The sequence below is a fragment of the Saccharicrinis sp. 156 genome (assembly GCF_050589685.1).
Lineage (GTDB): Bacteria > Bacteroidota > Bacteroidia > Bacteroidales > Marinilabiliaceae > Saccharicrinis.
The window spans coordinates 1-15,914 of the sequence record NZ_JBNGOS010000028.1 but is presented as its reverse complement, the minus strand read 5'-3'; the positions used below and the strand labels follow the sequence as shown (position 1 = coordinate 15,914).

At 40.8% G+C, this 15,914-nt stretch carries 9 protein-coding genes; all 9 read left to right on the top strand.

Annotated features, from left to right (window positions below; genetic code table 11):
* Positions 1–53: 53 nt before the first annotated feature.
* Complete coding sequence (locus ACRD64_RS16955) at positions 54–1,700, top strand: RagB/SusD family nutrient uptake outer membrane protein (RefSeq protein WP_430934645.1); 1,647 nt, start codon at positions 54–56, stop codon at positions 1,698–1,700.
* A 148-nt stretch (positions 1,701–1,848) separates the two neighbouring features.
* Entirely contained in the window at positions 1,849–3,894 is a 2,046-nt protein-coding gene (locus ACRD64_RS16950) for a glycosyl hydrolase 115 family protein (RefSeq protein ID WP_430934644.1), read from the top strand.
* Positions 3,895–3,937: 43 nt separating this feature from the next.
* Complete coding sequence (locus ACRD64_RS16945; RefSeq protein ID WP_430934643.1) at positions 3,938–5,566, top strand: hypothetical protein; 1,629 nt, start codon at positions 3,938–3,940, stop codon at positions 5,564–5,566.
* Between the two features lie 208 nt (positions 5,567–5,774).
* A complete protein-coding gene (locus ACRD64_RS16940; protein WP_430934642.1) occupies positions 5,775–8,081 on the top strand; it encodes a GH92 family glycosyl hydrolase in 2,307 nt (768 codons plus the stop codon).
* An 86-nt stretch (positions 8,082–8,167) separates the two neighbouring features.
* Positions 8,168–9,475 (top strand): alpha-L-fucosidase, encoded by a 1,308-nt coding sequence (locus ACRD64_RS16935; protein WP_430934641.1) that lies wholly within the window; start codon positions 8,168–8,170, stop codon positions 9,473–9,475.
* Positions 9,476–9,629: 154 nt separating this feature from the next.
* Complete coding sequence (locus tag ACRD64_RS16930) at positions 9,630–11,024, top strand: 3-keto-disaccharide hydrolase (RefSeq protein ID WP_430934640.1); 1,395 nt, start codon at positions 9,630–9,632, stop codon at positions 11,022–11,024.
* Between the two features lie 2 nt (positions 11,025–11,026).
* Positions 11,027–12,361 (top strand): Gfo/Idh/MocA family protein, encoded by a 1,335-nt coding sequence (locus ACRD64_RS16925; protein WP_430934639.1) that lies wholly within the window; start codon positions 11,027–11,029, stop codon positions 12,359–12,361.
* Positions 12,362–12,364: 3 nt separating this feature from the next.
* Positions 12,365–13,639 (top strand): Gfo/Idh/MocA family oxidoreductase, encoded by a 1,275-nt coding sequence (locus tag ACRD64_RS16920; protein WP_430934638.1) that lies wholly within the window; start codon positions 12,365–12,367, stop codon positions 13,637–13,639.
* A gap of 372 nt (positions 13,640–14,011) precedes the next feature.
* Entirely contained in the window at positions 14,012–15,457 is a 1,446-nt protein-coding gene (locus tag ACRD64_RS16915; protein WP_430934637.1) for an arylsulfatase, read from the top strand.
* The last annotated feature ends 457 nt before the right edge of the window (positions 15,458–15,914 follow it).

The window sequence follows — 15,914 nt, the reverse complement described above, 5'->3', positions numbered from 1 at the left end:
TATGACAGGGGAGTTCCATCGAATAATGTTGAAAAATTTAAAATTATAAGGAGATGAAAATATATAAAAACATAATACCAATTCTAGCATTGCTCATTGTTTCAATGCTGTTTAATGCCTGTGATGATTTTATACAAGAAGATTTTTATTCAGATGTAACGAGTGAAAACTTTATTACTGAAGATAATGCCGATCAATTAGTAGTTGGAGTTTATACAGCCACAAGAGAAGTATACAGGAATCACGGCTATAAATTTGCAGGAACAGATTTATTTACAACAAAAAGTGAAATATCTTCATATAGCCCCTTAAACGACTATAATAATATTGTTGCACCTACAACCAATGGTGTTTGGAGTAGTAACTATAATGTGATAGCAAAAGCTAGTACAGCGATCAATCGTTATAATAATCAAATTAGTTGGAGTGATATCAACCTTGAGGCTAAAGTTTATGGTATTGCTCAGGCACGTGCTTTAAGAGCATTGGCATATTATAATTTGGTTGTACAATACGGTGGTGTGGCAATAGAACTTGAAGAACCTTTAAGCATACGTAACGATTATACGCGTTCTACAGAAGAAGAAACCTTTTCTTTAATTATTAATGAGCTGCAAGCCGCTATACCAGATCTTGTAGACGATCCGGAAGTAGGGCGTTTCTCAAAAAGGGCTGCACAACACCTTTTGTCTGAAGTGTACTTAACCCGTGCTTATAAAAGTTATGGTTCGGGTTCCGATTTTCAAACAGCAGCTGATTTAGCTGTCCAGGCGATAGGTTCTTACGATATTAGAAGCCAAACTTTTGCTGAAGTGTTCGATTACAATAACCAGGTAAATCCTGAAATTCTATTTGCGGCGCATTGGGAGAATAATGAATTCTCAGAAGACAGAAATAATAACAAGCATGGTTTATTTATGTATGGCATACAGGATATAGCAGGAATTAGCCGTACAAACCAATATGGTAAGCAAGGTGATGGCTTAATGATGACACCGTATTTTTATAGTTTATTTGCAGATAATGATACGCGTGAAGATGCAACCATACACCGTGTGCTTTATGCCGACGAAGCAGCAGAATGGGTAGATGATGTTATTGTACCGGGAGATACAGTTGTATATTTCCCAAAAAACACACTCGATACAGAGGAGCTTAGTGACAAATTAAACAGGTATTGGGTATATCAACCAGACCAGTATTTGTATGGAAAGCCTGATGATATACCAGGAGTTAACTATCAATTCTCCGCAAGTCCGTTTTTTGTAAACTTTCCAATTATGAAAAAGTTTGATGATGAGGTGTTTGATGATGAAAACGGAGGCGCACGAGATGCCTTTATTTTTAGAGTGGCAGAAACACATCTAATTGCTGCCGAAGCATTTTTGGGGGCTAATAATACAACTCAGGCCTTATTTCATATAAATAGAGTTAGAGAGCGTGCTACAGGAGAAACTGATCATTATGGTTCTGTAGACTTAGATACTATCCTGGTAGAACGAGCTTTAGAATTAGCAGGAGAAACCAACCGTTGGGCCACCTTAAAACGTATGGGTAAACTAGAAGTAAGTATAAACATGTATAACCCGCATGTAGCAGACCATGGTGATTTTGATGCTACCAAGCATTTGTTAAGGCCAATCCCAACCAGAGAATTAGAGCTTTCTCCAGGTACAATGGAACAAAACCCTAAATATTAAGTGTTTTGTGTTTAAATAGTTAGTATAGAGTAGTTGAGCCGGGCATATGTAGTCATGTGTCCGGTGGCTCAACTGTAGGGCCAAACCCTATATAAAAAATTGGCTTATCATCTTCCTTCTGTCCGTTAAATAAAAGTGAACTTATAGCATGAAAAAGATATTAATACCATTAAAAATTTTGTGGCTTTGGGTGATCCTATTTACCTTAAGTGCGTGTACGAATACACCTCCAAAATATTATATTATTCAGGGAGATAAAGCAACGGTCCCTGAAGTATCTACCATTAAGCATTTACATGGCGATTTAACAAGGGTCAGCGGACAGTCGGTTACGATTTTAAAGGCTGGAGAAGTGCTCCCCAAAAAAGGCGTGTTTTATATCGTAGGTACAAATGCTTCCAACTACCTAGTGGATAGTTTGGCTGGGGTTAATAGTATTCATTTATCCGACATCTACCCGGGAAAGAGGGGGGGGATATGGGCAAAGACCAAGTTGACAATGGGTCGGCAGGCCATCGTGCTGGCAGGATCGGATGTTCAGGGCATGCAATATGCTGTTTACGATTATTGCAAAGATGTTTTAGAAGTTGACCCTTATGAATACTGGACAGGGAAAGAACCGTTAAAGCAGACAGATTTTAACCCGTTTTTAATCCAGGACAAAACAATTACCCCTCCCGAAATTCCAATCTTATGTTACTTCGAGAATGATGTGGATGAGCTGGCAAACCTGAAAGAACCATTGCTCGAATACGATTGGGAATCCTATACCCAGATGATCCAGTCGCTAGTGCGTCTTAAATACAACGCAATTCATCTGTTTGACATGCTGGGCAGGCCGGAGTTTTTCCTTCGTGCCGAATATAAAAAAGTACGACCCGACTACGATATTCGCATCTCTTATATTGATAGTTTAATCAATTATGCCCACGATATGGGAATGATGGTACAGATTGATTTGGCACTTGGATATAAAATTAAACCCATGGACCAGCAAAAAGCCGATTGTTGGAAGAACCATAAAGAAAAGTGGCTGGATGCTTGGCGCTACTATTTTGAAGAAACACCGCTTGCTAAAGCTGATATTTTCCTTTTACGCCCCCGAAACCAGGTGTGGGATTGGGAATACAAAAGTTCGTGCGGTGAGGATAAAATTGAGGTGTTTAACCAAGTATATGCTGAACTGGGGAAACTAATAGATGAATATAAACCTGAAGCCAAAAAAGTGGCTGTATGCTACTCCGACGGAATGCAAATGTTTAACGAAGGTTTTAATCCGCCAAAAGACTGGATTGTTGTTTGGTCAGATGATGGATGGGGAGGATTTAAGTATTTACCAAAGCATACAAAAGGTTATGATTTCGGAACTTATATGCATGCCGGTTATTGGCTTAACCATACCGTTCACGATCCGTATCCTGAAAAAATTGATAGCGTATTGACAGGCTTTATAGATGATTATGGAGCCAACAAGTATTGTGTGGTGAACGGTCAGCAATTTAGGCCATTCTTGCTAAATATCGAGGCTTTTTCCGAAATAGCAAATAATCGCCAAGCTTTCGACGGAGAAAAGTTCTACCAGGAGTGGGCAGCAAGATATTTTGGCAAAACGGCTTCTGGTTTTGCGGTTAGGGCCATGAAAAAACTTCATGAAGCGCAATTTAACCGTACTGGTTATGTATTGCACCTTTGGGAAGTGAGGGAGGCCATAGCTTACTTAAGTAATTCACCCATCGAACGTCCCGGAAAACCTTCCATCCCCCACAACTACGAAGTGGTGGAAACAGATTACGAGCATGTTGAAAAAAGAATGGAGGTAATAAAACAAGCTTGTTTAATAGCGGACGAAGGGGCTGAACACATAAACCACGATGAAACATTCTACCATGATTATATCCAGTTGCCTTTGCGTTTGTACGACGATTTGTTGACCTTCGAAAATTGTCTGCATCAAATGGCCAGGCAAAAAAAGGAGTTTGAATCGCATGGCGACAAAGTGCACTTAAAAGCGGTTTTGACACTTCTCGAAGAGGCCCGGGATCATTTGGATACGATTTATAAAAGAAGCCTGAATGCGGATAAAAATCCAAAATGGAAAGGGTGGTACGATCCGGCTAAGCGACGCCCCAATAATGGTTTTCCTACCGAGGAGATGATGAAATCCATTGAGGATAATATGATTAAACTGATGTAATATGTTTGTTTTTAGATTGCAATAAATCCAGGATAAAATTTAGATGAGAAGAATTATTGGGATGGTTTTAAGTGTGTGTACAGTCGTTGTTGTCAGTGCTTTTTACAGCTGTACCCTATGTTATCGCAAAGAGTTAAAGCCTGGTAAAATCCAGGTACCATACAGCCGAACAATAATATGGAAGAATAAATCGGTTTTTTATGATTCAGTTACCGCGGTTTGGGCGGATAAAACCATCAAATATGGCAAAGAAGGCAGTAAAGTCAATAATCCACGTATATTGTTGGCCCGTTTCCATCGCCAAAAACAATTAAAGGAAACCAACCAGCTGTTAATGGGGATGAAACCATGGGGCGTATCCGGTTCTTCATGGGCACTGAATAAACGGGGAGATTATGATTTTACCTGCACCGTTTTAACAACCATTCTTTGGCAATTTGGCGATAAGCAAGATATGCTGTATCCCGGGACGCTGGATTATTTACTCCATGTATTGCTGGTAGAAGACGGTAACAAGTTCCGCACCACTGCACCCGGAACATTAGGTCTCTACCCTGAAACCGAAAACCATATTTTAATGACAGAGGGTTCTCGCTACCTTAAAAACAGGTGGTTGGCCATGCATGGAAATAACGATTCGTATTATAACAATGTGCAAAATGGCATGGAGGCTAAGTTGATGGAAGTACTGCAAGAGATGAAAACCAAAGGGTTATATGAATTTAATTCCATGCCCTACGTGGGATATACCATAACTGCCTTGCTAAACCTGGAGGCATATGCCTCTGATCAAATACGTAAGGAAGCCAGAGCCGTGTTGGATTATATGAATTTCTGTTATGCCGTGGGAAGTTACCATTATCAACATTTCCCGCCCATGCGCAGAAGGTATGAAAGAGCCCAATGGCATGAACTGACCACCGATTATCACTCTGTATTTTTTAAAGCGTGGATGAGTTTTTTGCCTGATTCGAAAACTGATTTCCGAATTGGCCGGGCGATGGCACATGCATTGATGGGTGCTTGCATGCCATACAGACCGGCAGATAGGGCGGCCAGCTTAGTTTTAAATAAAAACAACGGTTATTTTATTACCTTAGGGCATGGCAAAATGGCCAGTCCCGAGATTTACTCGGCCGGCAACAACTATCTGCTTTCGGCAGGCGGCGTTAACCGCGGCAAAAAATCGCAAATTATTGCACGCCCTATTACACTGTTTGTGGATGATGATGCAACAAAACTAAAGGATGTATTTCATCTGTCGGGACCGGGAACTGACTTTATGGAATGGAACAATACCGGGGTATATCGCCATTTTGCCTGTGCGGCAGGTCCGGTATCCGTACCCGAAGGTTTACATCCAATCGAAGAAAAAGAAAATTGGTCGATATATGAGTTGGGCACGGACTTGTATGTTGTCGTGTATTCAACCCGAAATATTGGACTCATGACGGTATTTGAAGATAGCAACGCAGCGCAAATATTAAAGGCAGTTGTGGATAAAAACCCGGATAAAGATAGGTTAAATACGCATTTTCAATTTCCTCAAGGTGTAGGGGTAGAATATGATGTAAATGCACCCAAAGACAAGTGGGTAATTAAAAGCATAGACCATAAAGAAGTCGATAGAAATTATGATAATTGGCCTTTGATAAACGGGAGTTTTAACTAATTTAGTGATGTTAATGCTTATTAGAAGGGACTTTGCGTTAAATAAGAACGAGTTGTTAAAATTATATCTCCACAGCCACGACCAAATTAAATTAAATGAAGACACGCTTTAGAGAAACTTAAACGAATAAAATACAAAAAAAATCGCCATAAAATCAGTGCGCCAGTGTTGCTGGTAGTGTTATGTTAACAAAAAAAAATCGTAGTATATGAAATTACATCTAGCCATTATTCTCTTTATATCCGGGTTAATCATTTTCTCTTGCCGGACAAAGTCTGATCAAAAAACAAGCAATGATAAACCTGATAAAAACCTTGTGGATTTAGTGTACCCGCTATTGGACACAGAAAATTCCCGTTGGTTCTTTTTTTCGTCTGCATGCAGACCCTTTGGAATGGTAAACCTAAGTCCTGATACGCAGGTAGGAGGTGCATGGGGAAGTGGATACCGTTATAAAACAGATACCGTTAAGGGGTTTAGTCATATTCATGCCTGGCAGCTGTCAGGACTTTCAGTAATGCCGGTTACAGTTAACAAGCATAATGAAAAGAATGTTTTCATGAACTTTTATTCAAAGTACAGTCATAAAACAGAAAAGGTTACTCCCGGATATCATTATCTTGAGTTGGATAGGTATCAAACTAAAGTAGAGCTAACCAGCACCAAACGGGTTGGTTTTCATCGTTATCAATTTCCGGAGGACCAAGATGCAGCTATCTTATTTAATCTGAATGGAAAATTAGGACCATGTGATATAATCGATGGGAAATTAGAAAAAACAGGCAGTACCGAACTGTCCGGAGAATTGGTTAATGCACCAACAATTCGTCGTCCTAAACCCACTAAAGTATTTTTTAAAGTTGAGCTGAATGCTGAGATAGAATCTGTTACTCAAGATGCCAAAACAGGGAATTACCTGGTTCTTCTTTCTAATAGCAACCAGGAAGTATTCATGAAAGTGGGTATTTCTTATACTTCGGTTGAAAATGCGGAAAATAACATGGTGGCTGAGTTACCCCACTGGAACTTTGATAAGGTGGTAAGCGAATCCAGAGATGAGTGGGAGGCCTACCTAAGTCGAATCAAGGTGGAAGGAGGAACGGAAGTGCAGCAACGAAGATTTTACACCGACTTATGGCATGCCTTACAAGGCCGCAGAACCATAAGTGATGTAAATGGTGCTTATCCTGACAATACAGGTAAGAGTTTTAGGGTGGGACAATTACCTTTGGATAAGGTAGGAAAGCCTCTTTTTAATCATTATAACTCAGATGCTTTTTGGGGAGCTCAATGGACTCTCAACACGCTTTGGGGATTGGTTTACCCGGAGGTTATGGAAGAGTTTGTGTATTCATTAATGCAATATTATAAAGATGGAGGAATTGTTCCAAGAGGGCCATCCGGTGGTAATTACACTTATGTAATGACCGGAGCTTCATCTACACCATTTATTGTTAGTGCTATTCAAAAAGGTATTGTTAAAGATAATCTGGACGAGATTTATCAGGCACTGAAGATTACACATATGCCGGGCGGAATTATGGAGAAAGCAGGATATGAGCATGAAACTTCGATGGGTGGAGGATTTAAATATTATCTCGAAAAAGGCTATGTGCCTTTCCCAATACCGGAAGGAAAATTTGGTTATCATCAGGATGGAGCCAGTTTGACCATGGAATATGCCTACCAGGACTGGACGTTGGCACAGTTGGCAAAAAAGCTTGGGTACGAAGAGGATTATCAGTATTTTATAAAAAGATCTGAAAATTATAAGAATACATTTGATATTGAAACAGGCTGGATGCGGCCAAGAGAAGTAAACGGGAAATGGCATGGAGCGTTAGATCCTTATTTATATGAAGAAGGATTCAATGAGTCCAACGGCGCACAATCTACCTGGTTTGTTCCCCACGATCTCGTGGGATTGGCCCAACTAATGGGTGGAAATGAAAAGGCCGTTGAAAAATTAAATACTCAATTTGAAACAGCAGAAAAACTAGGGTTTACCTCCGGTAGTTCACATGACAGGGAATTGCATCCTGAATACAAAAGAGTGCCTATCAACTATGGTAATCAACCTTCTATTCAAACCGCTTTTGTATTTCATCAGTTGGGTCGTCAGGATTTAACACAGTACTGGTCTCGTCAAGTTGTAGATAAAGCCTTTTCCGGTCTTTCACCTTCGTCGGGATATAATGGCGACGAAGACCAGGGACTCATGGGCAGTTTGGCTGTTTTGCTAAAAATAGGATTGTTTCAGATGAATGGAGGAACCGATGAATTCTCCGAATATCAGATTGGAAGCCCAATTTTTGATAAAATTACAATCTACTTAAACAATGAATTCTACCAGGGCGAACAATTTGTGATTGAAACCATGAACAATAGTTCCGGGAATGTTTATGTGGATAAGATTAAACTCAACGACCAAGAGATTGAAAATTATACGATTCATCATAACGACATGGTGAATGGTGGTGAATTGAAGCTTTATATGAAAAGTAACCGGGAATAGTAATTGGTGTACTTTGCCAGAGAGTGTACTATTCACGCCCGATGGGAGTGTAAATGAATTAGTCAATAAAATAAAACAGAAGGAATATGATGAAGTACAAACAGTTTTTAATAGCCATAGTATTGGGTTTGATATGTATACCTGCCATCAGTCAGCTTAAAAACAAGCCTGCTCTCGAAGAGAAATTTATGGATATGGGCTTCGGTATTTTTATTCATTGGAGTTTCGACTCACAATTGGGCAGTGTGATAAGCCACTCCATGGTTGGGGCTTCGGAAGAGTATATCGATAAGTATATGAACGAGCTTCCAGAGACCTTTTACCCCGATAAATTTGATTCGGACGAATGGGCCCGGCTGTTTAAAGTGACCGGAGCCGAGTATGTTGTTTTTACCACCAAGCACCATAACGGTTTTTGCATGTGGGATACCAAAACCACCGATTTTAACATCATGAATACGCCTTATGGCAAAGATATTGTCGGGATGCTCGTAAAATCCCTGCGTAAATACGGACTTAAGGTGGGGTTCTACTTTTCTCCCGAAGATTTCAGTATTTTACATAAACAAGGTAAAATAATCTCACGCAAAGGGAAAGGAACCCAGGTGACCGATAACCCGGAATTATTGGCGTATGACAAAAAGCAACTGGACGAGTTGTTCAACAACTACGGAGATATTGACATGGCCTTTTTTGATTCTTTTAGTAAAAAACCATTGGTGCAGTGGGTACACGAGAAGTATCCCGATGTGTTGGTGACTCGCGGAGAAATGCAGACCCCTGAACAAAAAATCCCAGATGGCCCCATGCCCGGCCCATGGGAAACTTGCATGACTATGGGGACACAATGGCAATACAAGCCAACCAACGAAACCTACAAGAGCGGAACTGAAATCATCAACAAACTCATTGAGATCAGGGCCAAGGGAGGTAACTTTTTGATGAATATCGGCCCCAAGCCTAACGGTGAAATTCCGATCGAACAGGAAGAACGTTTGCGTGAATTAGGACTGTGGATGTTTGTAAACGAAAACGCGGTGAAAAAAGTCAGACCTGTGCCCGGTATGATTAAAGATGGTGATTTATGGTTTACGCAAAACGAAAAAGAAAACGCAGTATATGTGTTTATCACAAACCAACAACACTGGTTTAAAGGTTTCCGCAGAAATTTCCTGCTAAAAAACCTGAAGGCAACCTCAAAAACAGAAATTTCGGTCGTAGGGCAGAGTGATTTAGTGGTGGAGTACTGGCCCGATAATGATCCAAAATCTACCTTTGTGCAACATGAAAATGTATTGGAGATTTCCATTGCCAGGGCACACCGTTTATACAACAATAAAATATGGCCCAATGCCGTGGTGGTTAAATTAACGAACGTAGAATTCATCAAATAAAATTAACCCTATGAAACGAGCCAATAGAGGCCTTTCTCAAACAGGAAGGATATTACCGGAGCGTTCTATCGAAATGAGTTAACGAATTCTTTGAATACCCTTTAAGTAAACCATAAAATGAAAAAATGCATTTAAAAATTTAAATTATAATAAGATGAAAAAAAGTAAGTATCTGTTAATCTTATTTTTGACAATGTTTGTCATGGTATGTAACGCCGACAAAAACAAACCACACAAAGATTATGTTGCTTTGTTTAACGGAGAAGATTTGACGGGGTGGGAAACAAAAAACGGCACCGCACCTTTTAAAGCGGTTGATGGAGAAATAGTGGGAACCAACATCCCAGGCACGCCCAATACCTTTTTGTGTACCAAAGAAAAGTACGGCGACTTTATTTTAACATTTGATGCTTCATTTGGAGAAGGAAACTCAGGAGTGATGTTTAGGGCCCAAAGCACACCGGACTATAAGGACGGTAGGGTGTATGGTTATCAAATGGAAATGGACCCTACGGCTCGAGGCTGGACAGGAGGTATTTATGACGAAGCGCGCAGAAAGTGGCTCTATAACATGGAATACAATAGCCAGGCAAAATCCGCTTTCAAAAAGGGACAATGGAACAGTTATCGTATCGAGGCTATCGGAAACCATCTGAGAACCTATGTAAACGGGGTACCCATGGCCGATTTGATTGACGACGTGGATGCCTCTGGTTTTATTGGTCTGCAGGTTCACAGTATTAAGGGCAACAAACTGAAAGGGCAGCAGGTGAAATTTAAAAACATATTTATATGCACCAAAAACCTGGATGCGCATAAGACGCCCGAAAATTCGGATATTGCGCAGGTTAGCTTTTTAACCAACCAGTTAACCGAAAAAGAACAAAAGGCCGGTTGGAAATTATTATGGGATGGCAAAACCTATGAAGGATGGAGAGGTGCTAAGTTAGATGAATTCCCCCAAAAAGGCTGGGATATAAAAAACGGGGAGCTGATGGTGGAGTCATCGGGAGGTGGTGAATCCAGAAACGGTGGAGACATCGTTACAACAAAAGCATATGAAAACTTTATACTGGAGGTAGATTTTAAATTTACGAAAGCCGGAAACAGTGGGATCAAATATTTTGTGGATACAGAGCTGAACAAAGGGCCGGGCTCAAGCATTGGCTGTGAGTTTCAAATATTGGACGATGATTTTCATCCGGATGCAAAAAAAGGTAAAAATGGCAACAGAACGATTTCTTCGTTGTACGACCTGATACCTGCCAATGCACAAGAATTCAACCCGGATTTACCCTATAAAAAGCTGGTGTTCAAATATGACTGGAACCGGGCAAGAGTGGTCGTTAAAGGAAATGATGTGGAGCATTATCTAAACGGAATTTTAGTAGTTAAGTATACCAGGGGCAACCAGGAATGGCGCGACCTGGTGGCAGGAAGCAAGTATCATGTATGGCCTAATTTTGGCGAACGGAAAAAAGGCTTGATTCTTCTGCAAGATCACGGGGACGAGACATACTTTAAAAACATTAAAATAAAAGAATTGTAGTCATGGCAAATACGCGAAGAGAATTTATTAAGAAGACATCATTGGGAGCCGCAGGCTTGATGGTTGGCAATGGCCTGTTATCGGCAGCCAGTTATAAAAGAATTATAGGGGCTAACGACCGCATAAATGTGGCTGTAATAGGTCTGGGCAGGCGACTGGAGGCTTTTGTTGACCCCATTAGTAATCAGTCGAACAACATTCGCCTGCGTTATTTGTGCGATGTGATGCCGAGTCAGCTGAAAAATGCCGGAGAAGTATTTGCACAGAAAATCGACCATAAGCCGGAATTCGAAAAAGATATTCGAAAGGTGTTAGAAGATAAAAATGTGGATGCTGTTTTTAACCTGACACCCGACCATTGGCATGCTCCGGGTTCTATCATGGCTATGCAAGCCGGCAAGCACGTGTATGTGGAGAAACCTTGCAGCCATAATATGAACGAAAATGAACTGATTGTTCAAGCGGCTCATAAGTACAATAAGATAGTGCAAATGGGCAATCAGCAACGTTCATCGGTTCATACGATTAACCTTATGGAAGAAATCCACAAGGGACTGATCGGGGAACCATACAGGGCGATTGCCTTTTACACCAATAAAAGAGGCCGTGTTCCCAACCAGCAAGCGGCTGATATCCCCGGCGGATTAGATTGGGATCTGTTTCAAGGGCCGGCGATCCGACGTCCTTATACTTCCGAAACATGGAACTATAACTGGCACTGGTACGGTTGGGACTATGGAACAGCAGAGGCCGGAAACAACGGTACGCATGAGATGGACATTGCCAGGTGGGCGCTGCAGGTTGAATTTCCCAATAGAGTAGAGGTTAATGCAATGAAAGGTCATTTCAAAGATGATGGCTGGGAAATGTATGATTCGATGGAAGCTACGTTTAAGTTCGACAACAATAAATCGATTAAATGGGATGGACAAAGCCGTAATGGATTTATGACTTATGGCAGCGGTAGAGGTACCATTATTTACGGTAGCGAGGGAAGTGTGTTTGTGAATAGAAATAAGTACATCGTATATGACCGTGCAGGAAAAATCGTTAAACAGTTTGATTCTGAAACCAAGGAGTCGGGCATTGGATTAGGGGGGGGCGGAACTACCTCATCCAACCATGCTGTTAATTTTTTTAATACCATTCGAGGCAAGGAAAAATTAACGGCACCCATTGACGATGCATCGGTAAGTATGTCTATGGTGCATTATGCCAATGTGGCTTATCGTATAAACCGTGGTTTTGATATTGATAGTAAAGGTAAAATGCTTGATAAACGAGCCATGGAACTATGGGCACGCGAGTACCAGCCCGGCTGGGAAATTAAATTATAATACATGAAACGAAGAGATTTTTTGAAATTTTCAACCTCCACTGCCTTGGCAATGGGGGTTGGTTTGTATGCATGTGCTCATAAAAGCGAATTTAAACTGGCTCCTGTCCCGGACAGTAAAAGATTGCGAATAGGAATAATCGGTGTTGGTGATAGGGGAAATGGGATATTGGAAGTATTACGGAATGTACCGGAGTTTAAGGTAGTTGCCATTTGCGATATTTTCGATTATCGCATGGATGCGGCAGAAAAAAGGATTGGGAATGAGGTACAACGCTATAAGAAATATGATCAATTATTAGCGCATAAACCATTGGATGCAGTCATTATTGCTGTTCCGCTTCACTTGCATCATGCCATTGCTATGGCATCACTGGATTGTGACTTACATATCATGTGTGAAAAAGCCTTGGCGTACAGCATTCAGGAGTGCCAGGAAATAAAGATAAAAGCAAAAGGCACCAACAAGCTTTTCCAAATCTCATATCAATATCAATTGAATCCGATGTTTCAAACCATTAGGGATCTGATTAACAATGGTTACGTTGGAAGAATAACACGTATTGAAGCCCTTTGGGATCGTAATCACAATTGGCGACGTAAACTACCCGATGCATCGTTGGTAAAGGGAATGGACAAATCAAAATTGGAGCGCATCATTAATTGGCGAATGTATCAGGAATATTCGGGAGGCCTAAATGCCGAACTGGGTTCTCACCAATTTAATATGATCGATAATTTATTGGGCACCCACCCGATTAAAGTCATGGGTACCGGAGGGGTAGATTACTGGCAAGATGGTAGAGATACGTTTGACAATGTACATATGCTATTCGATTATCCCAATGGAACCAAAGTGGGATTTCATTCCGGAACAACCAATAAATATGAGGGATTTAAGTTGAAAATATATGGTAAAAAAGCCACGGTGGTATCTCACAACATGTCATCTGCCTTTATTTATCCCGAAGATGATTCCTTGGATAAGAACTGGAAAGAAGAAATTGATAGCGTTACAGGAGCATCCATCAAAATTATCGATAACGACAAGAAACGTAATATCAAACCCGTGGAGAAAGACATGGTTTACCCATCTGATAACTTCATGTACAACGCCACCTGGCTATTGTATAAAAACTTCGCTGCAGCAATTAATGGCGAGGAAGAACTAAAGCTGGGAATCGAAGATGGTTATCAAAGTGCGATTGCTGTTCATATGGCCAATAAAGCTGTGCGCCAATCAGAGATTGTAAGTTGGCTCCCTGAATATGATGTGTAGTTGAAGACATGACAGGTTATCAGGCTTACTTCCTGTATGCAATACCTACAGCATGCTGGTACTGCCCTTTTTTTATTTAACCCGGATATGCCTTAGTACCTCCTGGTCAACATTGAATGGGCCAGTATGGCGATGAACGAAAGCAGTAACAAAGTATGCGTTAAAAATGCTGAGCAAAGCAGTGTGGTAATGGATAAAACAAGGTTTTACTGAAACGAGACATAACCTCCGGTTTAAGGGCGGAATGGAAAATATAACTTTTTTTCGACCCAATGTTGTCTCAGGAAGGGGAGTATTGGGAATATATACAGACGGATGATCAAATTTTATACGAGATACATGAGTTACCGCATAAAACTATATATTTAAAGAATGAAATATTTTAAAATCCCATTGCTGATTCTATTCGCGGGTGTTTTGTTTACCTCGTGTGACGTAAAGGAAAAGAAACCTAATATTATTTATATCCTGGCCGATGATATGGGCTATGGAGATTTGAGCTGTTACGGGCAGAAAAAGTTTGTGACGCCCAATATCGACCGCCTGGCCGCAGACGGAATACGGTTTGTAAACCATTATTCCGGCAGTACGGTTTGTGCCCCTTCGCGCGGCTGTTTGATGACCGGGAAACATACCGGACATTCATATAACAGAGGCAATAAGGGGATAAAAGACAAAGGCGACTTTCCAATGGCAAAGGGTGAAGTTACGGTGGCAGAGGTACTCAAGGATGCTGGTTATGTTACGGGAATGTTTGGTAAGTGGGGACTTGGCTTTTCTGGTTCCCAAGGAGATCCAAACCATCAGGGTTTTGATGAATTTTTTGGCTACCTGCATCAAGCGCTGGCACATAATTATTACCCTTATTATTTGTGGCATAACAACAAAAAAATAGAGCTGGATGGAAATGCCGGATACTCCCAGAAGCAATATTCTCCAGAACTGATTCATGCTAAGGCGATGAGGTTTTTGGAAGACCATAAGGATACCACTTTTTTTATGTATTACCCGTCGATTATTCCTCATGCTGAACTGTTTGCTCCCGAAGAATATGTAGCAAAATATAGAGGGAAATTTTTACCCGAGTTAGACTATGAAGGTACCGATGAGGGTAAAGGCTATAAAAATGGTCGTTACGGCTCGCAAAAGGAAAGCCATGCAGCCTTTGCGGCTATGATGAATCTACTCGATGACCAAGTCGGTGAAATAATCGATAAATTAAATGAATTAGGGATTGCCGATAATACCATCATTATCTTTTCATCAGATAATGGAGCGCATGAAGAGGGTGGCGCCGATCCGGCATACTTCAATAGTACGGGAGGATTACGCGGTATTAAACGTGATTTGTACGAAGGCGGAGTGCGTGTACCCATGATTGTAAAATGGCCAGGTAAAGTTGTTGCGGGGCGCAAGTCGGAGCATATATCGGCATTTTGGGATGTTTTACCAACAGTGGCTGATATTATTGGTGTTCCGCCACCGGATAGCCTGGATGGAATATCGTTTTTACCTGAATTATTAGGTGAAGAACAACCAGCGCATAATTACCTATATTGGGAGTTTTATGAAAGGAACGGTCGCCAGGCATTGCGTAAAGGTCCTTGGAAAGCTGTACGTTACGAATTGGCATACGATTACGAAGGAACACCGGTAGAATTGTATAACTTGGAAGATGATCCCTATGAAGAACACAACGTTGCCTTAGCGCACCCTGAACTTGCCGCAGAAATGTTAACCCTTATAAAAGAAAGCCATACGCCTTCGGAAAACTTTGAATTTAAAGTGAAGAAGAATATGAAGAAAGACCAGAATTAGTAGGTGTTTTAGAAAAAAGAAAGCTTAACAATAGTAAAAGTTAAACTAACAACGTCATAATAGGCCTGTAGGAATAATGCAGACTATGCTACCTGTATTCTTCTAATAACGGGAGTTTTTCCATAAATATGAAAGCCAACAGTCAACAGACTATCGCAAACCAAATTTGAGAGACTTAATACATTGGGGGCCAGAATTACGTACGGATAGTCCGGGGCAAAATTCCTACATCATTTTATAACACCGATAATGTAGGAGAAAGGTTGGTTGTTGTTAAACCCGCCATATGCATTAGAAAATCTATTACACATTGAAATTGTTTCAAAACAAGACACTCCGCTGCTTCACTTTCAACGCACCATAACGATGCTCCCGAAAGCAATCCATAGCCGTTAACTTTAGCCATTAAAAATTAAATTAATTATTTCTGGATGCGTTTGTTTTTTCAATCTCTTTT

Coding starts and splice junctions, on each gene's coding strand:
- ACRD64_RS16955 (WP_430934645.1), top strand. CDS start 54: ATGAAAATATATAAAAACATAATACCAATTCTAGCATTGCTCATTGTT.
- ACRD64_RS16950 (WP_430934644.1), top strand. CDS start 1,849: ATGAAAAAGATATTAATACCATTAAAAATTTTGTGGCTTTGGGTGATC.
- ACRD64_RS16945 (WP_430934643.1), top strand. CDS start 3,938: ATGAGAAGAATTATTGGGATGGTTTTAAGTGTGTGTACAGTCGTTGTT.
- ACRD64_RS16940 (WP_430934642.1), top strand. CDS start 5,775: ATGAAATTACATCTAGCCATTATTCTCTTTATATCCGGGTTAATCATT.
- ACRD64_RS16935 (WP_430934641.1), top strand. CDS start 8,168: ATGATGAAGTACAAACAGTTTTTAATAGCCATAGTATTGGGTTTGATA.
- ACRD64_RS16930 (WP_430934640.1), top strand. CDS start 9,630: ATGAAAAAAAGTAAGTATCTGTTAATCTTATTTTTGACAATGTTTGTC.
- ACRD64_RS16925 (WP_430934639.1), top strand. CDS start 11,027: ATGGCAAATACGCGAAGAGAATTTATTAAGAAGACATCATTGGGAGCC.
- ACRD64_RS16920 (WP_430934638.1), top strand. CDS start 12,365: ATGAAACGAAGAGATTTTTTGAAATTTTCAACCTCCACTGCCTTGGCA.
- ACRD64_RS16915 (WP_430934637.1), top strand. CDS start 14,012: ATGAAATATTTTAAAATCCCATTGCTGATTCTATTCGCGGGTGTTTTG.